Annotated in this window: 18 protein-coding genes; 8 read left to right on the top strand and 10 right to left on the bottom strand. The window is 54.6% G+C overall.

Annotation, left to right across the window (positions count from 1 at the left end; genetic code table 11):
* Positions 1 to 184: 184 nt before the first annotated feature.
* The 3 genes from AB8516_RS11395 to pdxA are packed head-to-tail and all read left to right on the top strand — an operon-like array spanning position 185 to position 4753.
* A complete protein-coding gene (locus tag AB8516_RS11395) occupies positions 185 to 2434 on the top strand; it encodes an LPS-assembly protein LptD (protein WP_369160680.1) in 2250 nt (749 codons plus the stop codon).
* A gap of 5 nt (positions 2435 to 2439) precedes the next feature.
* Positions 2440 to 3738, top strand: a complete 1299-nt coding sequence (locus tag AB8516_RS11400) for a peptidylprolyl isomerase (RefSeq protein ID WP_369160682.1) — start codon at positions 2440 to 2442, stop codon at positions 3736 to 3738.
* Positions 3713 to 4753: a 4-hydroxythreonine-4-phosphate dehydrogenase PdxA gene (gene pdxA, locus AB8516_RS11405; protein WP_369160684.1), complete on the top strand. Its 1041-nt coding sequence runs from the start codon at positions 3713 to 3715 to the stop codon at positions 4751 to 4753. Before AB8516_RS11400 ends, pdxA begins: the two co-directional genes overlap by 26 nt.
* A gap of 62 nt (positions 4754 to 4815) precedes the next feature.
* Here the strand turns inward: pdxA and pmbA are convergent, their stop codons facing one another.
* The 7 genes from pmbA to rlmH form a co-directional block, all read right to left on the bottom strand.
* A complete protein-coding gene (pmbA, locus tag AB8516_RS11410; protein WP_369160686.1) occupies positions 4816 to 6141 on the bottom strand; it encodes a metalloprotease PmbA in 1326 nt (441 codons plus the stop codon).
* A gap of 5 nt (positions 6142 to 6146) precedes the next feature.
* The gene (gene tldD, locus AB8516_RS11415) at positions 6147 to 7589 is read right to left on the bottom strand and encodes a metalloprotease TldD (protein ID WP_369160688.1); all 1443 of its coding nucleotides are present in this window, start codon (positions 7587 to 7589) and stop codon (positions 6147 to 6149) included.
* A 186-nt stretch (positions 7590 to 7775) separates the two neighbouring features.
* On the bottom strand, positions 7776 to 8594 hold the full coding sequence (locus AB8516_RS11420) for a carbon-nitrogen hydrolase family protein (RefSeq protein WP_369160690.1): 819 nt from the start codon (positions 8592 to 8594) through the stop codon (positions 7776 to 7778).
* A 165-nt stretch (positions 8595 to 8759) separates the two neighbouring features.
* Positions 8760 to 12635, bottom strand: coding sequence for a YhdP family protein (locus AB8516_RS11425; protein WP_369160692.1), 3876 nt, complete (start codon positions 12633 to 12635; stop codon positions 8760 to 8762).
* A 24-nt stretch (positions 12636 to 12659) separates the two neighbouring features.
* Complete coding sequence (gene rng / locus AB8516_RS11430; protein WP_369160694.1) at positions 12660 to 14114, bottom strand: ribonuclease G; 1455 nt, start codon at positions 14112 to 14114, stop codon at positions 12660 to 12662.
* A complete protein-coding gene (locus tag AB8516_RS11435) occupies positions 14111 to 14722 on the bottom strand; it encodes a nucleoside triphosphate pyrophosphatase (protein ID WP_369160696.1) in 612 nt (203 codons plus the stop codon). The genes rng and AB8516_RS11435 overlap by 4 nt, the downstream gene beginning before the upstream one ends.
* A gap of 133 nt (positions 14723 to 14855) precedes the next feature.
* Positions 14856 to 15329, bottom strand: a complete 474-nt coding sequence (gene rlmH, locus AB8516_RS11440; protein WP_369160698.1) for a 23S rRNA (pseudouridine(1915)-N(3))-methyltransferase RlmH — start codon at positions 15327 to 15329, stop codon at positions 14856 to 14858.
* A 410-nt stretch (positions 15330 to 15739) separates the two neighbouring features.
* Here rlmH and rhlB point away from each other — a divergent pair, with 410 nt between their 5' ends.
* The 3 genes from rhlB to AB8516_RS11455 all read left to right on the top strand — a co-directional run bounded on the left by rhlB (position 15740) and on the right by AB8516_RS11455 (position 18485).
* The gene (gene rhlB / locus AB8516_RS11445; protein ID WP_369160700.1) at positions 15740 to 17101 is read left to right on the top strand and encodes an ATP-dependent RNA helicase RhlB; all 1362 of its coding nucleotides are present in this window, start codon (positions 15740 to 15742) and stop codon (positions 17099 to 17101) included.
* A 5-nt stretch (positions 17102 to 17106) separates the two neighbouring features.
* Complete coding sequence (locus tag AB8516_RS11450) at positions 17107 to 17469, top strand: YkgJ family cysteine cluster protein (RefSeq protein WP_369160702.1); 363 nt, start codon at positions 17107 to 17109, stop codon at positions 17467 to 17469.
* 134 nt (positions 17470 to 17603) lie between these two features.
* Complete coding sequence (locus tag AB8516_RS11455) at positions 17604 to 18485, top strand: ion transporter (protein ID WP_369160704.1); 882 nt, start codon at positions 17604 to 17606, stop codon at positions 18483 to 18485.
* Positions 18486 to 18574: 89 nt separating this feature from the next.
* On the opposite strand, the gene AB8516_RS11460 is transcribed toward AB8516_RS11455, so the two are convergent.
* From AB8516_RS11460 to yrfG, 3 genes are all read right to left on the bottom strand, one after another.
* A complete protein-coding gene (locus AB8516_RS11460; protein ID WP_369160706.1) occupies positions 18575 to 19201 on the bottom strand; it encodes a hypothetical protein in 627 nt (208 codons plus the stop codon).
* A 342-nt stretch (positions 19202 to 19543) separates the two neighbouring features.
* Positions 19544 to 21148, bottom strand: a complete 1605-nt coding sequence (locus AB8516_RS11465; protein ID WP_369160708.1) for a hypothetical protein — start codon at positions 21146 to 21148, stop codon at positions 19544 to 19546.
* Positions 21149 to 21388: 240 nt separating this feature from the next.
* Entirely contained in the window at positions 21389 to 22057 is a 669-nt protein-coding gene (yrfG, locus tag AB8516_RS11470) for a GMP/IMP nucleotidase (protein ID WP_369160710.1), read from the bottom strand.
* Positions 22058 to 22074: 17 nt separating this feature from the next.
* Between yrfG and AB8516_RS11475 the strand changes: the two genes are divergently transcribed.
* Positions 22075 to 22746, top strand: a complete 672-nt coding sequence (locus AB8516_RS11475; RefSeq protein ID WP_369160712.1) for a hypothetical protein — start codon at positions 22075 to 22077, stop codon at positions 22744 to 22746.
* Between the two features lie 16 nt (positions 22747 to 22762).
* Complete coding sequence (gene nudE, locus AB8516_RS11480) at positions 22763 to 23344, top strand: ADP compounds hydrolase NudE (RefSeq protein WP_369160714.1); 582 nt, start codon at positions 22763 to 22765, stop codon at positions 23342 to 23344.
* Positions 23345 to 23409: the final 65 nt, after the last annotated feature.

Here is a 23409-nt window from a genome sequence, read left to right on the forward strand (position 1 = left end):
CGTCGTCTAACTGAGGTCACAAGTGTTACCAATGAACAGGTGTAATTTGAAGTAATGCAGATTCTATGCGATTTTGTGCAGGGTCGCGTGATGAATTATCAATGCCTTCCATAAGTGAGTTCGTAAAACACTATTGGTTCCCTGACCCGCATCACCAGAACAGAAACACCAATCAGCCAATTCGATGTCACCTCGTCCACGCCCGCTTTACCTCTATCTCAGCCTGTTGATACCCCTGGTTACGACAGCGGAAGAAAGGCTGCGTATCGACCGTGGACTCAACTGGGATTATTGTGAACGGTCGCCTGGCGAAAGCGATCTCTCGGTACCCGCACCACCCCTGGAAAACCAGTATCTTCAGCTTGCGGCCGACCGTTTGGAGTTCGACCAGACGACAGGCTCGAGTCGGCTCGACGGATCAGTACAGCTGTGGCGTCCGGACGGCTATGCGGAGGCCGACAGCATCAGCTTCGACCACCAAAACCGGGTCGCTGAACTTTTTGGCAATCTGTTTATTCAGCAAACAGGACTGCGCGCCACCGCGCAACAGGGCTACCTGGAACTTGATGACGATCGGGGTTGGTTAAGTGACAGCGAGTTTCGTCTGACGGAGAATAACGCCCGAGGCAGCGCAGCATTGATCACCCTCACGAGCAAAGATCAGTCACACTATGAGAAGGTTGTCTACTCAACATGTCCCCCCGATAGAAACGATTGGAGCCTTGTAGCCTCTGAACTGAAGATCGATATGGCCGAAGGCTGGGGTAGCGCACGCCACGCCCGACTGCAACTGGCCGGCCTGCCGGTACTCTATATACCCTATTTCACTTTCCCGGTGGACGAGCGTAGAAAAACCGGCCTTTTAATACCCTCGATCGGATCATCCAATCGTCTGGGGAGTGAACTCACCCTACCCTATTATTTCAATATCGCACCCAACTATGACGCCACCCTGACACCGCGATTGATGAGCAAGCGTGGCGTTATGCTGGGTGGAGAATTTCGCTTTCTCGGTGAACGGCAGCGCGGGGAGATCAGTGGTGAAATTCTTCCGGACGACAAACAAAACAGTCCGCACCACGACGACCGGCGTAGCGCCTTGCGATTTTATCATGTCAGCCGACCCTTACCCGGTCTCACCACCCGCATCGAAACCAATGCGGTGAGCGACAATGAATATCTGGAGGATTTCGGTACCGGTCTGGCCATCACCAGCACGCGCCACCTGGAGCGTGTCGGAGAAGTCCGTTACAACCTGGGTAGTTGGAACCTGCTGGGCCGCATACAGAAGTTCCAAACGGTGGATGACTCCCTGAGCGAGAGTCAACACCCCTACCGCCGTCTGCCCCAGCTGCTCGCCCGTTATCGGGGATTGACCAACCCACTTGGCATGAAGATCGGCTTCGGTGGCGAATACACACACTTCAAGCATGATACCCTGACCAATGGTGAACGGCTCACACTTCGCCCTTCGCTGAGTCTGCCGTTGCGTCGAAGCTGGGGTCATCTGACCCCCAGACTGAGCCTCAACTATGCCACCTACAGGCTGGATGAAGATGACAATCCGACAGATGATAAACCAGACTATTTTGTACCGGCCTACAGTCTCGATGGCGGCCTGGTATTTGAACGTGATACCCATTGGTTCGGCATTCCAGCGTTACAGACTCTTGAGCCGAGACTGTTTGCCCTGTATGCACCTTTTGACGATCAGTCAGATATCCCCGATTTCGATAGCGCCGATCTCAATATCAGCTACACCAACCTGTTCAAAGAGAACCGCTTCAGCGGCAAGGACCGCTTTGGTGACGCCAGGCAGTTATCTGCAGGCCTGACTACCCGTTGGTTCCAGAGGGACAATGGCATGGAACGACTGCGTGCCAGTATCGGTCAGATCTACTACGGCAAAGAGAGGGAGGTACAATTGACCGGGGCCACGGAGGATGATCCCTCATCCGCCATGGTGGCGGAGATCTCGTCGAGATTGGGAAACCACTGGCGCACCACACTGACCCTGCGCCACAATCCCCACCTGGAAGATGATCAGATCGATAGAGGCCGCTTCACACTTCGCTACAGCACACCCGAGCAGGAACACATCAATTTCGATTACAATTTCAAACGTGACACCATTGAAGATCTGGATTTCTCCTTCTATTGGCCCTTCAATCACCAATTCAGCCTGTTTGGGAAATGGAAACACTCATACCTTTATGAGCGAAATATGAATAGAATACTTGGCCTGGAATATGGCGGTCGATGCTGCTGGAAACTTCGTACCCTCATCCAACGCTATGTGGCCAATGAAGATAAAGACGAGGAAGAAGAGACCAGATTCATGCTGCAGCTCGAGCTGCGGGGTCTGGGAGCCCTGGGCCATACAGTAGACAAAACCATGCAGGAAACGATTTATGGCTTTCACAATGAACGGTAAATGCAATGTATCTTAATCAGTACCTCGTCAGCACAATTACAGGGCTGGTGATGCTGCTGCTCGGTCTGCCCCTGCATGCAGCGGTGAAAGAGCTTGACCACATCGTGGCGCTGGTCAACGACGATATCATTGCCAAGAGCGAGCTTGACAGCCGAACCGGGGAACTGCTCGCCCAGCTTGCGCAAAAGCAGACCAATCTGCCTCCGATGCGCATTATTCACCAGCAGGTGTTGGATCGAATGATCACCAAGCGACTGCAGTTGCAAGCCGCACGCCGACTCGGACTCAGTGTCGACGACGCCACGGTGACCAAGGCGATCACCAATATTGCCGAGACCAACCGGATATCACTGCTGCAGTTGCGCGAAACCCTTGAAGCGGACGGTATCAATTTTCCCCTTTTTCGCGAACAGCTTCGGGAAGACATACTGATCAACCGTTTGAAACAGAAAGAGGTCATCAACAGGATTGTGATTACCGAGCAGGATATCGAGAACTTTCTTGCGCGGGAGGTGGGTACCAGCCGACAGCGCTCCGCTGTCCGTCTATTGCATATCCTGATCGCCACACCGGAAGGCGCTTCGCCGGAGGATGTGCAACAGGCGAAGCAGAAGGCCGGGTCTGTCTATGATGAACTTATGCAAGGTGCCGATTTCAGTGAACTGGCGATACGTCTGTCGGACGGCCGTCAGGCCTTGGATGGGGGTGACCTCGGATGGATAGAGGTATCCCGAATCCCCAGCCTGTTCACCGGTGTAATAGATGATATGGAGGCTGACTCTGTCAGTGAGCCAATACGCAATGCCTCCGGTTTCCACATCATAAAACTGGCGGAAATCAAGGGGGGCAACAAACTGATCATCAACCAGACCCATGCCCGCCATATCCTGGTAAGCACCAATGAGATAGTCTCTGACAATGAGGCCCGGCAGCGGCTCGAGACCCTGCGGGAACGCATCATAGGCGGTGATTCATTTGAGGCACTGGCACGTTCCCACTCCGATGACAAGGCATCCGCGATCAAAGGCGGCGACCTGGGATGGACCAGCCCGGGCGATCTGGTAAGCCAATTCGAGGAGCAAATGGACGCCCTGGCGATCGATGAAATCAGCCAGCCCTTCAAGACCCCGTTCGGATGGCATATCGTTCAACCTCTCGAGCGGCGTCAACATGACAACACTGAAGAGGCCTTGAAGAACAGGGCTCGTCAGGAGATTCAAAAACAAAAATCGGAAGAGGCCATCGACCTGTGGTTGCGCCGTTTGCGCGACGAAGCTTATGTCGAGGTTTATCTGGAAGAGTAGGAAGTATCCCTTGATTTCACGTCTAGCACTCACCCCCGGCGAGCCTGCCGGCATTGGGCCGGATCTTTGTGTCATGCTGGCACAGAAGCCATATCCGGAAACCGAGATCATCGCCATTGCCGATCCGGTGCTGCTGCAGCAGCGCGCCGAACGCCTGGGTATGCCCCTGGAGCTGATCCCTTTCGATGAGCAAAAACCGGCTTCCTCCCTGCCACCGGGCAAGCTCAGATTTCTACCCGCCGGACTCAATCACGAGGTTGTCTGCGGCCAGCTCAATCCCGCCAATGCAGAGTACGTACTCGACACATTGCGGATAGCAACCGATGGCTGCCTCAAAGGGTATTTCGATGGCATGGTCACAGGCCCGGTGCACAAGGGGGTCATCAACGATGCCGGCCTCTCCTTTACCGGGCATACCGAGTATCTGTCCGCCTTGTGCGAAGATGCATACCCGGTGATGATGCTCGCCACACCCGATCTCAGGGTCGCCCTCGTCACCACCCACCTCCCCCTGTCCGAGGTGAGTCAGGCCATAACCAAACAGCGAGTTCAACAGGTCGCCAGCACACTGCACAACGATCTGCAAAGGTGTTTCGGCATCGCGCAACCACGCATTATGGTGTGTGGACTCAACCCACATGCGGGAGAGCAAGGATACCTGGGAAGGGAAGAGATCGAAATCATCCAACCGGCATTGGCTGAGCTGAACAGTCAGGGAATGCAGCTGATCGGCCCGCTTCCAGCCGATACCATCTTCACGCCTGTTCACCTGCAGCAGGCGGATGCGATCCTGGCCATGTACCATGATCAAGGCTTACCGGTATTGAAACACCTGGGATTCGGCAATGCCGTCAATATCACGCTGGGATTGCCTATTATTCGCACCTCTGTCGACCACGGTACCGCACTCCCACTGGCAGGCACCAATCAGGCAAGCCTTGGAAGCCTTCAATACGCCGTCAAGATTGCGGAGACAATGGTTAAAAGCCGGCTCAGGGAGCGATCCGGGAGTTGACGCATGGGGTAGCGGTGCAGTCGCCGGTATTGAGTAGGCTGGGTATCGATGTATTCGAGCCCCTACTCGCCGGCGATCATCATGCGGTCGATCAGCCAGGAGCCGGTCTGAATGCTGCTGCGGGTCTCCACATCGCTACCCACCTGCAGCAAACCCGTCAGCATTTCACGCATGTTTCCGGCAATGGTGATCTCTTCCACAGGGTACTGTATTTCGCCACCCTCCACCCAAAAGCCGGCGGCTCCCCGGGAGTAGTCGCCGGTTACCATATTGACGCCCTGCCCCATCAGTTCAGTGACTACCAACCCCCTGTCCATCGTCCTGAGTAGACCCTCCCGGTCCAATTCACCGCTGTTTATACGCAGGTTCCTCACACCTCCTGCATTGCCTGTGGTCCGCATGCCGAGCTTTCGTGCCGCATAGCTGTCGAGCACATAGCTGTCGAGCACACCCTGGCGTACGAACTCCCTGTTGCAGGTCGCCACCCCCTCATTGTCATAGGCCGCACTGGCCAGTCCTCTGGCCAGACGGGGTTCTTCGTGGATTGTGACGAATTCGGGAAACACAGGTTTACCCAGATGGTCGAGCAGAAAACTTGCCTTGCGGTAGAGGGCGGAACCCCGAATGGCGCCAATGAAACTGCGCAACAATCCCACTGCCACATCCGCCTGAAACAGTACCGGCGCCTGTTGTGTCGGCAGCTGTCTGGCATTCAACCGCGCCAGGGTCCGTTCCGCAGCCATCCTGCCAACCGCCTCTGGTGTATCCAACCGTGTCGATTGGCGTGACAGGGTATACCAGTAGTCACGCTGCATGCTTTCATTCTGTTTGCCAACCACAGCACAGCTCAGGCTGTGTCTGGACGAGGGATAGCCACCCATGAAACCATGGGTATTGCCGTAAACATGCAGGCCGTCATGGGAGTTCAGCGAGGCGCCTTCCGAATTGACGATACGCGGGTCATAATCACGCGCTGCGTCTTCACAACGGATTGCCAGCTCAATCGCCTCCTCTACGCTCTGCCGCCAGGGATGGTAGAGATCGAGGTCAGGGTTGTCGGACGCCATCAATTCCGCATCGGCCAGGCCGGAGCAGGGATCCTCCGAAGTATAACGGGCAAAATTACAAGCCGCCTCCACCGTCTCTTTGACCGCCTGCGGACTCAGATCAGAGGTACTCGCGCTGCCCTTGCGGTGACCGAAATAGACAGTCACACCCAGGCCGTTGTCACGGGTATGTTCGATGGTCTCCGTCTCACCGAGACGCACCGTCAACGAAAGGCCGGCATTACTGCTTACCGCTGCCTCTGCGGCCGTTGCCCCAAGGCGCTCAGCCTCACTCAGCAGGTCCTCGACCAATTGCTGCAATTCCCCTTTGCGCTGTTCCATATCGATCACTGCTCAGTACCCCCGACAATCAACTCATCCAGCTTGAGTGTCGGCTGGCCGACACCCACAGGCACACTCTGTCCCTCCTTACCGCAGACACCGACTCCGGCATCCAGTTTCAGGTCGTTGCCGACCATGCTGATACGGGTCATGGATTCCGGGCCATTCCCTATCAAGGTCGCTCCCTTCACCGGCCTGGTTGTCCTGCCTTTCTCAATCAGATAGGCCTCACTGGCGGAAAAGACGAAACGGCCGGAAGTGATATCGACCTGTCCTCCACCGAAATTGACTGCGTAGAGCCCCCGGTCCACAGAGGCGATAATCTCTTCCGGGTCATGGTCACCGGGCAACATATAGGTGTTGGTCATGCGCGGCATCGGTAGATGGGCATAGGACTCGCGCCTACCGTTACCGGTCGTGTCGACCTTCATCAACCTGGCATTGTGCTTGTCCTGCATATAGCCCTTGAGGATACCATTCTCGATCAATACCGTGTTCTGACTCGGCGTGCCCTCGTCATCCATATTCAGTGATCCCCGCCGTCCCGGAATGGTGCCGTCATCCACTACGGTACAACAGGGTGCCGCCACCTGCTCTCCGATCCGGCCGCTGAAGGCGGAGGTTCCCTTGCGATTGAAGTCACCCTCAAGACCATGGCCCACGGCTTCATGCAACAGTACGCCCGGCCAACCGGGACCCAGCACCACAGGCATCGTACCGGCAGGCGCATCCACCGCATCAAGATTGACCAATGCCTGTCTGACTGCCTCCCGTGCATAGTCCAAGGCACGATCCTGATACAGAAAATAGTCGAGACCCTCACGCGCACCGCCTCCACTGCTCCCCTGTTCCCTTCGCGAACCCTGTTCCGCAATCACATGGACATTGAGGCGAACCAGCGGCCTGACATCAGCACTGAGGGTACCGTCGATGGCAGCCACCAGCACCACATCATGGGCACCCACCAGACTCACAATAACCTCTTTTACCCGTGGATCCTGCTTTCTCGCCTCCTGATCCACTTGTCGTAACAGATCGACCTTCTCCACCTCACTCAGCGTGGGCAGGGGATTGACCGGCGCATACAACTGGCGTGGCATCGGCGTACCCGCAATGCGCACTGACTGATCGGCACCACTGCGTATAATCGCCCTGGCTGTTCGCGCTGCCTCCTGAAGCGTAGGCAGCTGCAGTTCATCGGAGTAGGCAAAACCGGTCTTTTCACCGCTGATCACACGAATACCCGCACCCTGCTCTATATTGTGCGCCCCCTCTTTGATAATTCCGTCCTCCAGGACCCATGATTCCAACCTGCTGGATTGAAAATAGAGATCAGCCGCATCGATACCGGTTCCTGTCAATTCCCCAAGCATGCGGTCAAGATCCCGTTTTGCCAATCCCGCGGGGGCTAAGATTGTCTCTTGCGCTATTTGAATCAGATCGGACATGTTATTCCTGACCCCGCGGGCCGTTGTTTAGTCATGTTTAAGTCGTTGCAGAATGCCGCTCCCGACTCAATCCTGAACCGAACCGGACAAATTCGTTTCAGGTTCATTTCATTGCATGTCGGGAGTATGGGTATGTTGTGGTTTAAGCAACCCGCTCCGTCATCGGGGCAATGATCCTGTACGCCCTTACAAACGTAGATGGTCTATTGTCGGAAAAGTGCGACGTATGGTCTTCTGGTATTCGTGATCAAGTTCCACACAAACAAATCCGGTTCCTCTTGGCACCTGGGTCAGTACAGTACCCCAGGGATCGACAATCATGCTATGGCCATGGGTTTCGCGACCGTTGAGGTGATAACCGCCTTGTGCAGCAGCAGCTATAAAAGCGAGGTTTTCTATAGCCCTGGCCCTGACCAGGGTCTCCCAATGCGCCTTGCCTGTCATTGCCGTGAATGAAGCCGGCACCACAAAGATCTCCGCACCCTTTTCCATCAGTTGACGGAACAACTCAGGGAAACGCAGATCGTAGCAGACCGCCACTCCCAATATGCCGAAGGGCGTATCCACCGTCACTACCTCTTCACCCGGTTCTATAGTATTGGATTCCACGTAGCGTTCATCCGTCTCCACGATATGGACGTCGAACAGATGTATCTTGTCGTATCGAGCCACCTGATTGCCGTTACTATCCATGATCAGACAGGCTGCCCGAACCTTGCCGCCCTGTTTGGCGCGCATGGGAATGGTGCCTCCCACTACCCAGATGCCATAGCGTTGCGCCATCTGACTGAGGAATCCCTGCAAGGGACCGTCATCATCCTCGCACAAAGTCAGCATATCCCGGTCGTGCTCCCCTTTGAAGGCGAAATTTTCCGGTAATACCACCAATCCGGCACCCGATTCGGCTGCTTCACCGATCAGTCTCTCCGCCTCCAGCAGGTTAGCGCTGACGTTGGGACTGGAAGCCATCTGTATCGCTGCAACTTTATTCTTCTTACCGCTCATGTGAAAACTCTTCGGTCAGTTTCTGGCCATCCTGATGATTCTATGGTCCGGTTTCGAGGATAGCATCATGAACCTTGATGCTACCAGCGATGTCTTGCGTAATCCGCCGCCTCACAACGTGTGTCTACCACGCGTTAGATGTGGTATTCAGGGCGGCATGTCCACTCATTCGCCCGGCATCTCCGGCATTAATGCCCTTCCGCGCGTATCCTCTTGACTCTTATTGACTTGGATAAACTGGGGTTCATCCCAACTGCCGGTGACTTCATAGGTGCGCATGGCAATCCGGTCGAACAGCCGGCCTATCAATTTTTGAGTCATTGCCAGCGCCACACCTGCGGTAGGATTAATCGCCAGTGTACCCAGCAGTGGCAGGGTGGCACTGACATTAGGTGTGACTACAACCTTTTGGTCGTAGGACCGGGTCGCCAAGCCGGTGCGTCCACGTACATCGACAACCGCAGCGGTACTCTTCATGACCAGATCCGAGGTATAGGCATCGCCATCGTTGATCGTGAAATTACCTTCTATCGAATCAAATGCCAATCCTTTGGAAAACAGATCGGAAAAATCGAGGGCGAGGCGCTTGCCTAACGCATTGAGACTGAACAGGCCGATAAGTCGGCCGACACCAGGATCGACATTGTTCACCAGTCCCTTATCCACCTTCAGCGATATACTGCCGTAGAGCTTTTCCGCCCCCATCTCCAGTGGCGACGTGGGCCAGTAGAGTTCTGCCTTGACATCAGTGGGAGCCTGCTCGATACCGGTAGCGATTCCCAAGGCGTGCTGGAGGTCACCCAGGCTGTTTGTATGCAACTTCAGATTCAGTGAGGTACTGTGACCCTTGGGTGTCAGGCGCCAATACCCCTGTCCGGTGAGATCAACCATGTCTCCGACCAGGGCCAGGCTATCGACAGTGATTCCATCGGCCTCCTTTCTCCAGGTGATATAGCCTTTACCCATAGGATTATCGTTGATGTAGAGGTCTTCCACTGTGAGATTGATGGCGGGCACATCCCTGGGATCGAGGTCCGTCATCTGGCGCTGCTCATCCCCTTGCCCGGTAATCCCTCTCGCCAGCTCCTCAAGATCGAATTTAATATAATCAAAACGACCGAAGATGGGTTGCTGATCGAGTTGACCCGGCACCTGCATCATGCCCTGAGCTGTCTCGGATGTCAGATTGATCCGATAGCCGTCCGCATAGTTTTTGTAGGTGAATCGGGTATCGGGACAGGCTGTGCCCAGTGCTATGAGCTCGTCCACCCGCAAATCCATGGTAATGGTTGGCGGACCGCCCCGGCCCGAAGCAGCTTGCTGTGCGACCCAGCTGATCCAGCTGTCCGCGTTCAGCCTCTCCAGATGGCCGCTCATGTGGAAGCCTTCCGCATCCTCCAGCGACAGTGCTTCCTGGGAAAATCCGATAGCGGCAATCCAGGGTTTTTCCCGCGCCTCGAAAAAGCGGAACAAGGCATGGGTTTTTTCATCATACCGGACTCTCAACTCCGTGGATTCATCACGGCGCAAATCGGCGCCCATATCGAATTTCACCTTTGACTCGGCTGCTTTACCGAGGGGTTTCGGCATCGTTATCGATATTCCCTGCAGGTCAGAATTGAGATTCAGCCTGACCGGCACCTGGCTCTCATGATGGGCAATCCTGACTTCAACATCGCCCTCGCCGACACCCAGAAAATAATCAAGCTTCCACTCCGGAAACTGTTGTTTCAGGCGCGCCAGATTGATAGGCATGTGGGCCTTCACCCGGGTCCAATGTTCACCCTCATGACTGTAGGGCATGACATCCAGGTCAATTTCGTCTCCCAGCAGCCTGGCCCTAATACCTTTCCCCATTACTCCTGTACGGTTGAATTGAAGTCTGCCGCTGATCCGGTCGATCTTGAGATCGGCCTTCTTGATGGTTAACGCGGATTGATCAAAACTGACCGCGCCTTCTATCTTCAACTGATCCCGCTTGTTGAGCGGTATCGCCAGATCGACCCAGGTCTTGGTCGCCCCATCCACCTCCACCGCATCGACGAAAGCATGAAAATCACTGCGTAGCGGGGTATCGCCCAGAATCGCCATCAGATCCTGCAATGATCCAGTTGCCGTTCCCTGAATCTTTACAGGAGAGGCCTCCTTCAATCTTTCGATTTCAATTGCCACATCCTGCAGCTGACTGTTCAGCAGCATGCCCTCCTGCAGTATCACCTGCAATCCATTATTGACAAAATGGACCTCTGCCACCCCCTCCGACAGCCGCGGCCATTGGCTCATATAGTCGAGAATCAGGTCCTCGACACCGAACCAGACCTCGAATCGGCCTTGATGCTGGAGGAAAGGAAACTCACTGAGTGGGCCATAGAGTAGAAAGCTACCCGATTTCACATAGCCGCTCACTACCGCCTTATCGAGCCAGGAGACCAGTTCGTCAGGCATAATCCCAACAGGAAGATAGTCACTCTTTCGCGAACCATCCGCATCCCAGAAATCGGATTGCATATCAATGAACAGGTCCTTGCCGGTGAAGGGTATCTGCAGATCGATGCGGGAGAGCGTCTTAACATCCGGGGAACTCATCTGCACATGATCGCTGTTGAGATGCAGCCCCTTTTCGAGATCAAATTTCCATGCGAAGTCACCCATTGCGCGTCGTGCATGCAGGGGCTTGCGGAACAGATTCGGTGAATCGAGCATCAGATTGCTGCTATCGACTCTCAACCAACCCCCTGCCTGGTCGCCATCGAAGGCCAGTTTCAATCCGCTCACACCTGGTACATCCTGCCATGGCTGGTGCGCATAGCCATCGACCTCCCCTTTCAAATGCCAGGTGAGGTCACCCTGACGGGGCTTGAGAAACCCAAACTCGAGACGACTCAGTCTTCCCTGAGGCGACAGCCCTCCGAGTGCCGCATGCAACGCTGGATTGGGTAGTCTCTGAATCGCTAAAAAGTCATTCAACTCCTTCAATGACAGGGCATCCGCGCTCAGTTCAAAACGCGTCTGCTGCTGTTCCAATAGCTGCCAGGTGATCCGCACCTGCTCGGTTGGCCATTCCCCATGGGCTTGCTCTATATCAAGCTGGTCGAGCTCCAGATGCCAACCATCATGCAAGCGTTTCCATTCAAGCCCGGTTGAAAGCCGTGCCAAAGCGAAAGGTTCAGTTCGTCCCGGTCCCGTAATTCGAAAGTCGCTCAGCTGGCCTTTTCCACGCAGATTCTGCAGCTCGCCCTGCCGGAGATCACCCCACAGCTCAACCTCAAGTTCACCCTCGTCAATGGTATAGGAGGGAGGCATCCACTCAGGCAGCCGCCCACCTATCACCAGCCCTTCGCATCTGAAATAGAATTCACCGCTCATCGCCAGCGATGACGCATCCTTCTGCAGCAGATCGGCGATCAGTCGAACCGACTCCTCCCCACGTTTACCGATACGTGTGCTGAGTGAGAGTTGGTGGCGCAATCCGTCGTTACGCAGTTCCAAATTAACCCCGGAGAGTCTGAGCGGAGGCTGGTCAGGGATGGCGCTTTTCAGGTGGATCTCGGTATCCAGCAAACGCAGTTGATTCTGTCCCAGCAGGATGGCCGCCACGGTATCCGGATCCCCCTCGCTCACTCCACCCATACCCTGTAGTGCCACGCTACCATCCGAGAATCGTTCAAGCTTTAGCTTGGTCCCTATGACAGTGGCTTCACCCAGTCGCAGGCGACCTGAGATGAGGCTTTCCAATAGCTGTATGTTGACCAATACCTCCGGGGCATACAGCAGGGGTTCACTGCTCTTCTCATCGAGCACGCTGACATCGGTAAAATTGAGTGCCAGGTGAATACCCTTCACCTGGGCCTTCATATCGCCGATCTTCAGATCAACACCCGCCCCCTCTTCGGCGACACGCTCTATCTGCCGCCGATAGGGATCAAGATCGATGAGGGGTACAATCAGGCGCAATGCACTGATCAACAGCGCAGCTACGATCACCAGCCAAGCCAGGGATTGCCAGAACCTGGCGTGAAGGTACTTAGCGACAGTCAGCATCTGAAGGATAGGTGGTGACAGACATCACACCAGCACGACGTCATAGTGCTCCTGGGTGTAAAGCATCTCCACCTGCAGCTTGATTGGATGTCCGATAAACTGCTCCAGCTCCGCCAGATGAGTGGATTCCTCGTCCAGGAGCCTGTCGATCACCTCTTGCGATGCCAGCACCAGCAGTGACTCCACATCGAATTGGCGCGACTCCCGGAGAATCTCCCTGAAGATCTCGTAGCAGGTTGTCTCAGCCGTTTTCATGGAACCCCTGCCACCGCAGCAGGGACAGGGTTCGCAGAGTACATGTTCCAGGGATTCACGAATGCGTTTACGGGTCATCTCCACCAGCCCAAGGGAGGAGACCTCGGTGATTTGCGTACGCGCATGATCATGAGCCAGGCACTTCTCCAGGGCACGCAATACCTGTCGTCGGTGTTCGGGATCAAGCATATCGATAAAATCGATAATAATGATGCCACCCAGGTTTCTCAGACGCAGATGTCGGCAGATAGCTTGCGCCGCCTCCAGGTTTGTCTTGAATATGGTCTCCTCTAAATTTCTATGGCCTACGAAGGCCCCGGTATTGACATCGATAGTGGTCATCGCTTCGGTCTGATCGATCACCAGATGGCCACCCGATTTGAGCTGCACCTTGCGTTCCAGGGCCTTCTGAATCTCATCTTCGACCCCGTACAGATCAAACAGCGGCCGCTGACCCGGGTAATACTCGATAAACTGTTTGATGTCGGGGATGAATTTCTGCGCGAAGGTGATCGCCTTTTGGTGGGTCTCCTTGGAATCGATACGCACCTTCTCCACATCGGGACCGACCAGGTCGCGAAGCGAGCGCAGGGGCAGAGAGAGGTCTTCATGGATCAACTCGATACCATTATGCAACTTGCTCTTCTCCTGAATCGACGACCAGAGACGCGCCAGGAATCGCATATCCGCTTGCAACGAGAGCTCATCGACGCCCTCGGCCGCGGTACGGGCGATGTAGCCACCGGATATCTCCCCCGCCTCGGCCACTTGGTTCAACAGTTCACGCAGGCGCTGGCGCTCATCCTCGGCCTCGATTCGCTGCGAAATGCCCATATTCCCCAGTGAAGGCATAAATACCAGATGGCGTGAAGGTATGGAGATATTGGTCGTCAGGCGGGCGCCCTTTGTGCCGATGGGATCCTTCAGTACCTGCACGATCACATAGTCGCCTTCGCGCAACAGTTCATGGATGTTGTCCGTCTTGGGCTTGTCGGTTGTTTCCCCTATATCGGAAACGTGCAGGAACGCCGCCCGCTCCAGACCGATATCGACAAATGCCGCCTGCATACCGGGCAATACCCGGCATACCTTGCCCTTATAGACATTGCCGACCAGACCACGCTTGCCGTAGCGTTCGATGATCACCTCTTGCACCGCACCGTTCTCGATTACCGCAACCCGAGTCTCGGGCGGTGTCACATTTATCAATATCTCTTCACTCATACATCAATTACGCTCTTATTTTCATTATCAAATTGGATGCCGTTGCGGCTAAGTAATTCCGCTGTCTCGAACAGGGGCAATCCCATCACCCCCGAATAACTCCCATGCAACATACTGACAAAGCGCGCCCCAACCCCCTGGATGGCATAACCTCCCGCTTTATCGGCGGGTTCGCCCGTAGCCCAATAGGCTGTCATTTCCGCCTCGCTCAGCACCCTGAAGCTGACCTCGCTGTGACTTAGCTCCATTTCAACACCCCGCCAATCCAGCGCCACCGCGGTATAGACCTGATGGGTCCTGCCCGACAACTGTTTCAGCATCCACAACCCATGGTCTCTGTCCATTGGCTTACCCAGCACCCTGTTCTCAACCACAACGCTAGTGTCAGCGGCCAGTACCGGCAAAGATTCACCCCCCGCGGCCAGTCCGGCCCCCGCCTCTGCCTTCTCCCTCGCCAGGCGCAACACATAGGCTATCGGCTCTTCATCAGGCCGCTGCTGTTCATCAATATCGATCTCGAGCAGGGCGTGGCTGATGCCGATCTGGCTCAGCAATGCCCTCCGGCGAGGCGAGCGGGACGCCAGGTAGATGACAGGATTCTCCTTCATAATGGGCAGTTTCCTCTTGATGACATCCAGTTTTTTATACTTTTTATCTTAATCCCGGACGGCTGCAGCTGTTCATATCGGGATTTTTATTACGACCGCCCTCTGCAACCGGTGTTGCACACACTTCAGGCCACTACCCTGCCCGATGGTATGGGTGGTTGCGTATCATACTCCAGGCCCGGTACAACTGCTCGGACACCACCACCCTGACCAGGGGGTGGGGAAGGGTCAGAGGAGACAGGGACCACCGTCCATCCGCCCGTTGCAGACACTCTGGCGCCAATCCTTCGGGTCCACCCACCAGCAATGCGATATCGCGGCCACCCGACATCCACTGCTCAAGCTTGCCCGCCAAGCGTTCCGTACTCCAAGCGCTGCCGGTGACATCCAGCGCCAGTACCTGGCAGCCCTTGGGGATTGACTTGAGCATCCGTTCGCCCTCATCACGCATCGCCCGTGCAATATCGGCGTTCTTACCACGATGGCCCGCTGCGATCTCGATCAGCTGCAAGGTACATTCAGCAGGTAATCGGCGTGCATACTCCTCATACCCCTCAGCAACCCAGCGTGGCATGCGGTTTCCCACGGATATCAGATAGATATTCATAGGTGTGAATTGTACGGGATTCTACGACATCTTGGGCGTGCAACCTCCGGAAACTGTTAAATGGTCGCTTTTTTGTCCGCAAATGAACGCTGATGAGCGCAAATGTTCTAGAACAGTCATTTGTAGGCATGTTGCGAGACAACTTACTGTTTTCAAATATGCTGACAGCAGACAAGAAACGAGGTTGCCTCATTCCACCCAAGTGAATGATAAATATAAGGAATTCTTTAATCACACCTGCTAATACTGCGTAACCGACAAGCCAGATACCACTCTACTCTGTGCTCCTGTATATATTTGTGTTTATTCGCGTTAATTTGCGGACTGAAATTTTCAATCAACCACTCTCCTTCATTAGCGGAACAGGGAGCCATCGTGCCTGCGGACGATTTACTGTATCCTTGCCCGCCATGACTGATAAACACCTTACCAATATTGGCTTCGACAGCTTCGATCTACCCGAACCCGTCCTGCAGGGCATTCGTGAGGCCGGCTTCGAATATTGCACCCCTATCCAGGCCGAAAGCCTGCCCATCGCCCTTGCCGGCAAGGACCTGGCGGGACAAGCCCAGACCGGTACCGGCAAGACGGCTGCCTTTCTGATCGCCACGCTGAACCATCTACTGCGGCATCCGGCGCATGAGGAGCGTAGGGTCAACCAGCCCCGTGCCCTGATCCTGGCCCCGACCCGCGAACTGGCGGTACAGATCTACAACGATGCGCAAGCGCTTACCAAATATACCGATTTCACCTCGGCGGCAGTCTTCGGCGGCACAGGCTACGATAAACAGCGCAAGCAGCTCGAGTCAGGGGTCGATATTCTGATCGGCACACCCGGCAGATTGATCGATTACTACAAACAACACATCTACGACCTCAAGGCGATCCAGGTGCTGGTGCTGGACGAGGCGGACCGTATGTTCGACCTCGGCTTCATCAAGGATATCCGCTACATGATGCGCCGCTGTCCTCCGCCCCAAAAAAGACTCGGCATGCTCTTCTCCGCCACCCTATCCTTTCGGGTGAACGAGCTCGCCTATGAGCACATGAACAACCCGCAAAGTGTGGAGGTGGCACCGGAGCAGGTCACTGCGGACAAGATCACTGAAACCTGCTACATGACCGCCAACGAGGAGAAAATTCCGCTGCTGGTCGGTCTGATCCAGGGCATGACGGATACCCGCACAATCGTATTCGTAAACACCAAGCGGGTGGCGGACAAGGTCTGGGGATTCCTCCAGGGCAATGGCATCGACACCGCCGTGCTCTCCGGCGACGTGCCGCAGAAGAAGCGCCTGAGTCTGTTAAAACGTTTCCAGGAGGGCGAACTGGCGGTACTGGTAGCCACCGATGTGGCGGCCCGCGGACTGCATATCCCGGATGTCACCCACGTGATCAACTACGACCTGCCGGAGGATGCCGAGGATTACGTGCACCGCATCGGCCGCACCGCGCGGGCCGGCGCCAGCGGCGATGCCATCAGTTTCGCCTGCGAGACCTACGCCTTCTCCCTGCCCGACATCGAGGCCTTCGTGGGCCATGCCATCCAGACCCAGACCGTCGACCCAACACTGCTGGCGGATATCGATCCAAAAAGCAGGGTCTATCCCAAGAAGGGCTCGCGTCAACCTCATCGCGGCAAAGATGGACACAAAGGGCATGGTAAGGGGCATCACCACAAGAGCCACAAGCCCAGGGACGGCGAGAAACAGAAGAAGCGGCGCCGACGTCGTCACGGCCCCAAACCACCGCAAAGCGGCAATAAAGAATAACCCCCATGGACGGCAAATGCAGTCGTTGCCTCAACTCGAAATGCTGTACCTACACCACGGAGGCCATCGGCGTCGCCCCGAGATCGAAGGCGGACTTTGAGCACCTGCTGTGGCAGGTCTCTCACCAGGGTGTTGAAATCTACAAGGACGAGGATGGCTGGTTTCTTCTCTTCCAGGGTAGCTGTGAGCACCTGGGTCCGGGGGGTGCCTGCGGCATCTACGATCAACGGCCACAGATCTGTCGTGACTACGATAACGACTGGTGTGAATTGGATGCCCCGGCGGAAAACGGCTTCCTACTCTACTTCCGTAACTATGCCGAATTGCTGGCATACTGCAAAAAGCGCTTCAAGACCTGGGGACGTTGATTCCGCCGAGAACCCAATGCGGGAACTCTCCCTGGTATACCTACACTAAACGCACACTATCACTGTACTGTTTTTTCATCTGATGCTTGTATAATGCGCGCCTCATTATTACAGCCCTTTACCCGATATTCGTCATGACTCTCAATTCAGTGACATTGCGCGACCTGTTTGAACAACTGCGCTCCAACAAGCTGTTCGAAACCTTTGTCATTCTGGTTATCGTCATCTCTGCCCTGATGATCGGCGCCAAGACCTACCCCATACCGGCTGCTGCAGCACAGGTCTTGCGTATCATGGATGTGGGGATCACCCTCTTCTTTCTAACCGAGATCATCATCCGCATGGTGGCGGAAAAGAATCTGAAGACCTTCTTCAGCAAGGGTTGGAACATCTTCGACTTCCTAATTGTAACCGCCAGTCTGATCCCGGTGGACGATAGCGAAGCCGCATTGCTGGGGCGCCTGCTGCGGGTATTCCGTGTGTTGCGGCTGGTTTCGATCATTCCCGAATTGCGCATCCTGATGAACGCCTTCGTCACCGCCATTCCGCGCATGGGTTATGTATCACTGCTGATGTTCATCATCTTCTACATCTATGCCGCCATGGGCAGCATGTTCTTCAGCGAGATCAACAGGGAGCTCTGGGGTAACATCACCATCGCCATGCTCACCCTGTTCCGCATCGCCACATTCGAGGACTGGACAGATGTGATGTACGAAACCATGGCGGTGCACCCCCTGAGCTGGTCCTTCTACCTCTCTTTTATCTTCATCGTCGCCTTCGTCTTTCTGAACATGATGATCGGCATCGTCCTGGAGACCCTGCAGCGGGAGCATGAGCAGTTCTCCCGCGATAGCGGCGAGGGGGAAGCGGGTGAGGTGCACCGGATCAATGCCCGTACCGAGGAGATGGAACAGCGGCTGATCCGAATGGAGGCGATGTTGAGACAGTTAGGGTCTGGTAATGCTCAACCTAGCGGAGCGATATCCGATACAGAACGAAACAGCACCAGGTGACATGCAAAGTTATCGTTGATCTCTTCATACCACTGATTCACTGCAATCGAGCAACTGTCATATTGTGCAGTAAATCAGTGTTACGACGATTAAGGTATCGCCGGAATAATTTCACCATCGTGCGACGATGTCTCTCCCGAGCCTCCGATGAAGACCGTTTGGTTGTGCTCCGCACGATTGTTCGTCCCATCAAGGAATACCGCCCTGCTGCCCAGACCGCCATTATCGAAACCGCTCAATATAGTTGAGTATGATCCGTTGCCCTTATGGTCATAACCGCTGCAGATGGTGACATGGGTTGCATTGGCATAACATTCCTGGCCATTAAGGATGGCGCCATACTCACCCGTCAGGTTATTGGCAACGCCGTTGACGATTCCGCAATAACTGGCATAGTTGTGCCTGATACCCAATATGAGGTTATGCGATCCGCTACGGTCTACCGTCCCTTCCGTGGTGGGTTCGTTATACCCTAGAATAAGATTACCTCTACAGTTGACACTCTGGGTGTTGCCCTCACCGTTAACAATCTGCAGGTTGATACCGGTCAAACGCGCGGTTATACATTCGTTCTGATCGTGGAACGAAAGATAGTCGTTAAGCCTACCGATGCCACCTGCTGATAATCCTTCAAGTGAAGACTCAAGCTCCTCGATACGTGCTTCCAATTCTCTAATTCGATTCCAGATTCCGGGAAACAGAATTCGTCCAAACATGATGATTCTCCTTTATCTATCCACTTATCAATTACAAATAAATGGTTATTCCGTCAATTTATCAATTTATATTTGTGTGGTTGGTTTTATCTAGACAGGTTATGTCATCTAATGACGCACACACTTAAATTATAGTTTGCATGTAATCTGTTATTTATACAGTTACGTATACAAACCGGTAATTTAAATAATTAACTTGTTTTCCATCGACAATTTTCATTTTTGTCATATCTGACGATCTGCTCCTGTAACGGAGCACATACACAAAGGGGTCGTGAAAGCGACCCCACTATCTAGCCACGCTCCGGAGTAGCGTCTATGGGCAGACGCACCGGTCGTAGATTAGTCTTCCTTATCCTTCTCGATCTTGAATCCGATGATTTTGATCAGGTCGTCGGTCCGACCGTCAACGGGATTCGACTCAAAATCCAGCAACTCGGCAGGCTGCTGACCGTGCTGCACAATATAATAGGCCACCTTGCCGGTACCATCGAAGATGAAACCGGTGGGCTCGGCGGCGGTGCTGTTGATGGACAGCATGCGCACGCAACCATCGGTGGCACGATCACGGTCGGCACCATCAGGCAGGCAGGCCCAGATGTCACCAAAGTCATTATCTTCAATAATGTAGACGTTACTGGTGACCGGCTGGATCTCCAGGTTGTCGTGACTGTTCATCTCCTCATCACCCTCGACAAAACGACTGACCCAGGATTGAGCCTCAGCGGTACCGTTGGCTAGCAGGTTGCGGTTGAAATTACTGTCGAATATTGCATCCATGGCTTCGACCGTACTGTCGCTCTCGGTCACGCAAAGGGCTTCGCCCTCGCCACCGCCACAGGTGTTGGTCCAACACCAGACGATGCCATCGCCACCATTAAAACGCGGAGATTCGCGATCGACATGCAGGTCCTCGGGACGGCAGTAGCCGGTGGCGCCAGCGTCGTGGGCGTCCGCACGGGCGGTAGCCGCATCGACTTCGACCCACTTGCCCTCACCGTATTCACAACCCTGGCCCACATCGTCGTTACCTGTGCAAGCATTTGTCAGCGCATAGTTCTGGCCGGAGACCAATGGTGACTCGCTCAAGTCATTGATGGTGTTGGGACAGAGCAGGCCCGGGCGAGTCTTGGTGCCGCAATTGTAGGGCACGTTGGGCACGAAACGGAAAATGGCGCCGCCGTCGCTGTCGAATCCAGCCGGTCCGTTACCGGCACGCAGCTCGTCACCACCGATCACCACGCCATTGTCGAGAATCTCCAGGCCTTCCCAGGACTGGGTTACCAGGGCGGTACGCTTAACGATCGTGGCGCTTTGATCAGAACTGTCGATGCCATCACGGATGTCAGCAGGCATACCAGCCATTCCCCGATCGGCAACCCAGTGACCCGTAGTGTTCAGCGGATCAATGATCTCATAGGCGGCGCCATCACCAGTCTCCTCGGTAGCCAATACAGTACCCCACTGGGTGGTGCGGATACCGTCGCAGCGGGACATGCCGTGGAGAATGGTCTCCACTTTGCCGGATTTTACATCGACGCGCTGTACGGCGGCGTTGAGGCCGTCGCCTCCACCTGGGGTAGTGCCGGCGCGGCGTTGCTCGATGCAGACCATGAGGTGGGTGTAATCTATATCGTCCGGCCAGAAGCTAATCATGTCACCAGAGGTCGCTACGTTACGAGCGACATAGCGGGGCTTGAGGCCCTTGGCCAACAGCTGTCGCTCGCTGGCCGGCTGACCCGCTGCACGATCAATGACCGTGTCCGATGAATCGGCCAGTGGTTTTTTGAAACCGAACAGCTTTATTGACTTGTCATGCAGTTTTTTCTGCACAGACATACCGAAATCGGTTTCGTAGCGGTCGTCATCTCCCCCTGCCTGGACGGCTACAGGTATCATCATGGCCGCCATCACTGCGACGGCGGCGCTCTTTACTTTAAAATGCATTGAATCACTCCTCTGAAATTGACAGCTTTGCTGGGTTCATTTGGAGCGACACAGTGTGAGGAGTTAAATTGACAAGTGCTTAACGAAGACTTTAAGAATTTATGATACTTATTCAGCAGGATCGTCAGTACTTTACGGCAACTCCATAATATGACTGATTTCTATTACAAATTCCGGAACAACTCACAGATTTTTGCAGTGCTGCAAACTGGGTAAGACTCTAAATCCGACTGTTTGAGGTCAGACTGTACAACGCAAACCGGCCATGATTTCAGAAAAGTCATGAATGGCGGAATACTCCTTTATATCCCTCGGCGGTTCCTTAGAGTCGGGCTTGAGCATGGCCAATAACCAGCGAATGCCATATGCACTGGCCGACGCAAGCACAGATAGACTATCATCCACGAACAGGGTCCGTTCTCTGTCGAAGGGATGAAGATTCTGCAGCCGATTCCAGAACTCGGGATGCTCCTTGGGCAGTCCCAGCTGGTGTGACGAGATGACCTGGTTGAAGAAACCCGCCAGGCGTGTCCGTTCCATCTTCAACGCCAAGGTCTTCTGATGGGCGTTGGTCACCAGGATACGCTCTTTGCCGGCACACATCAGTTGATCAAGGAAATCGATGACATGGGGATGCACCGCGATCAAATGATCCACCTCCTCCTTGAGCAGGGCGATATCGAGCTCCAACTCACGGCTCCAGTGATCGACACAATACCACTCCAGTGTCCCTTCTACACTTTTATAACGGGCCAGCAACTCACTCCTGGCCTGCTCCAAAGGTATGCCCTTAGCCTCGGCAAAGCGCGTAGGCACATGTTCCAGCCAGAAATGGTTGTCGAAATGGAGGTCCAGCAGGGTACCGTCCATATCCAGCATGACAATATCGATTTGGTTCCAGTCGATCATCGTTTACAGTTATACCTATGCCTTTGATCTGCTTACTGCTCCTCTCTCTATTTCCGTGGTTTGCCGCCGCGGAGGAGGACCCGTTTGAATTTCCCGATGAGGATCTTGAATCAACCATCGAGGCAGTCAATGAGGGCGATTTGGAGTTCCTGTTGACGCCACCCGCAGAATCAGTTCACCACCATATTAACCGGATTCGGATCAGTGAGGGTAGCCTGCATGACGGTTGGGCCGAGTTACAGCAGTGCCACAGGCATCTCGATGCCGTACCGCACCTCGAGATCGTCTACCACCCGCAGCGCATTCGGCATATCAAGCTGCTCAGGGCTGAGAATATCGGTTCAAGCCGGGTGATCGACTCAAGGATCGAGCTTCGGGATGTTCGCCAAGGCGCATCACTCTGTCTCCAGGCTGAGAGCCAATCGCTGCATCGGTCAGGCCCGCACGGTTATCAACTGCGCAACGGCCCTTATATGCGCAGGTTCCTCGACGGTTATTATCCCATGCAGCTGACATTACAGGTTGACTTTCCCACCGATAAGATCCGTTTCATCACCATGCGACCGCTTCCTCTCGATACCGGACATGCCCGACTGCGTGACGGCAGAGTCTATTGGAATGGCTGGTTCCAGGGTAAGCTGTTTACCGAAATGGATTTTCAAAGATTAGAACCTGTCAATAAGCCATAGAAGACCACTGATAGCCATGTCCAAACTGCCCACTATCCACTCTCGGCAATTGATCGCTGAGACCCGGCTGTTCCGTGTCGAACAGCTGCAACTTGAATTCAGCAACGGCCAGCAGCGCCAGTATGAACGTTTGCTCGGGGGTGAGCGGGGTTCTGTTCTGATTGTGCCGATGCTTGATGATGATACGGTTCTGCTGATTCGCGAATACTCCGCCGGCAGCAATGACTACCAGCTTGGCCTTCCCAAAGGACGCATGGAGGAGGGTGAAGACCCGCTGCAGGCGGCAAATCGTGAAATCCGCGAGGAGATCGGCTACGCAGCCCGCGACCTGCGCCTGATAAAGACGTTTACTATCGCGCCTGCATATATCCGCCATCAGACCCATGTTATTCTTGCGCGGAATCTATATCCGGATAAACAATCCGGTGATGAACCTGAACCGATCGAAGTAGTACCCTGGGAACTGTCGAAATGGGATGAACTGATCGCCCAGGCGGATTTGAGCGAGGCCCGCTCTATCGCTGCCCTATATTTAACCAGGGATCTGTTAGGTTCTGTTGATGCCAGCCCAACAGGCGCTGCTATTGCACCCGAATAAGCGCCATTCAAGGCGTACCCCAAGGGCACTTCCTTCGGGGCGCAAGGAGAGAGTTTTGGTGTTTC

Source organism: Candidatus Thiodiazotropha sp. LNASS1 (assembly GCF_964212655.1).
GTDB lineage: Bacteria > Pseudomonadota > Gammaproteobacteria > Chromatiales > Chromatiaceae > Thiodiazotropha.

Excerpts from the sequence above, each read along its gene's own strand:
- AB8516_RS11395 (WP_369160680.1), top strand. The coding sequence starts at position 185 with ATGTCACCTCGTCCACGCCCGCTTTACCTCTATCTCAGCCTGTTGATA.
- AB8516_RS11400 (WP_369160682.1), top strand. The coding sequence starts at position 2,440 with ATGTATCTTAATCAGTACCTCGTCAGCACAATTACAGGGCTGGTGATG.
- pdxA (WP_369160684.1), top strand. The coding sequence starts at position 3,713 with ATGTCGAGGTTTATCTGGAAGAGTAGGAAGTATCCCTTGATTTCACGT.
- pmbA (WP_369160686.1), bottom strand. The coding sequence starts at position 6,141 with ATGGAACAGCGCAAAGGGGAATTGCAGCAATTGGTCGAGGACCTGCTG.
- tldD (WP_369160688.1), bottom strand. The coding sequence starts at position 7,589 with ATGTCCGATCTGATTCAAATAGCGCAAGAGACAATCTTAGCCCCCGCG.
- AB8516_RS11420 (WP_369160690.1), bottom strand. The coding sequence starts at position 8,594 with ATGAGCGGTAAGAAGAATAAAGTTGCAGCGATACAGATGGCTTCCAGT.
- AB8516_RS11425 (WP_369160692.1), bottom strand. The coding sequence starts at position 12,635 with ATGCTGACTGTCGCTAAGTACCTTCACGCCAGGTTCTGGCAATCCCTG.
- rng (WP_369160694.1), bottom strand. The coding sequence starts at position 14,114 with ATGAGTGAAGAGATATTGATAAATGTGACACCGCCCGAGACTCGGGTT.
- AB8516_RS11435 (WP_369160696.1), bottom strand. The coding sequence starts at position 14,722 with ATGAAGGAGAATCCTGTCATCTACCTGGCGTCCCGCTCGCCTCGCCGG.
- rlmH (WP_369160698.1), bottom strand. The coding sequence starts at position 15,329 with ATGAATATCTATCTGATATCCGTGGGAAACCGCATGCCACGCTGGGTT.
- rhlB (WP_369160700.1), top strand. The coding sequence starts at position 15,740 with ATGACTGATAAACACCTTACCAATATTGGCTTCGACAGCTTCGATCTA.
- AB8516_RS11450 (WP_369160702.1), top strand. The coding sequence starts at position 17,107 with ATGGACGGCAAATGCAGTCGTTGCCTCAACTCGAAATGCTGTACCTAC.
- AB8516_RS11455 (WP_369160704.1), top strand. The coding sequence starts at position 17,604 with ATGACTCTCAATTCAGTGACATTGCGCGACCTGTTTGAACAACTGCGC.
- AB8516_RS11460 (WP_369160706.1), bottom strand. The coding sequence starts at position 19,201 with ATGTTTGGACGAATTCTGTTTCCCGGAATCTGGAATCGAATTAGAGAA.
- AB8516_RS11465 (WP_369160708.1), bottom strand. The coding sequence starts at position 21,148 with ATGCATTTTAAAGTAAAGAGCGCCGCCGTCGCAGTGATGGCGGCCATG.
- yrfG (WP_369160710.1), bottom strand. The coding sequence starts at position 22,057 with ATGATCGACTGGAACCAAATCGATATTGTCATGCTGGATATGGACGGT.
- AB8516_RS11475 (WP_369160712.1), top strand. The coding sequence starts at position 22,075 with ATGCCTTTGATCTGCTTACTGCTCCTCTCTCTATTTCCGTGGTTTGCC.
- nudE (WP_369160714.1), top strand. The coding sequence starts at position 22,763 with ATGTCCAAACTGCCCACTATCCACTCTCGGCAATTGATCGCTGAGACC.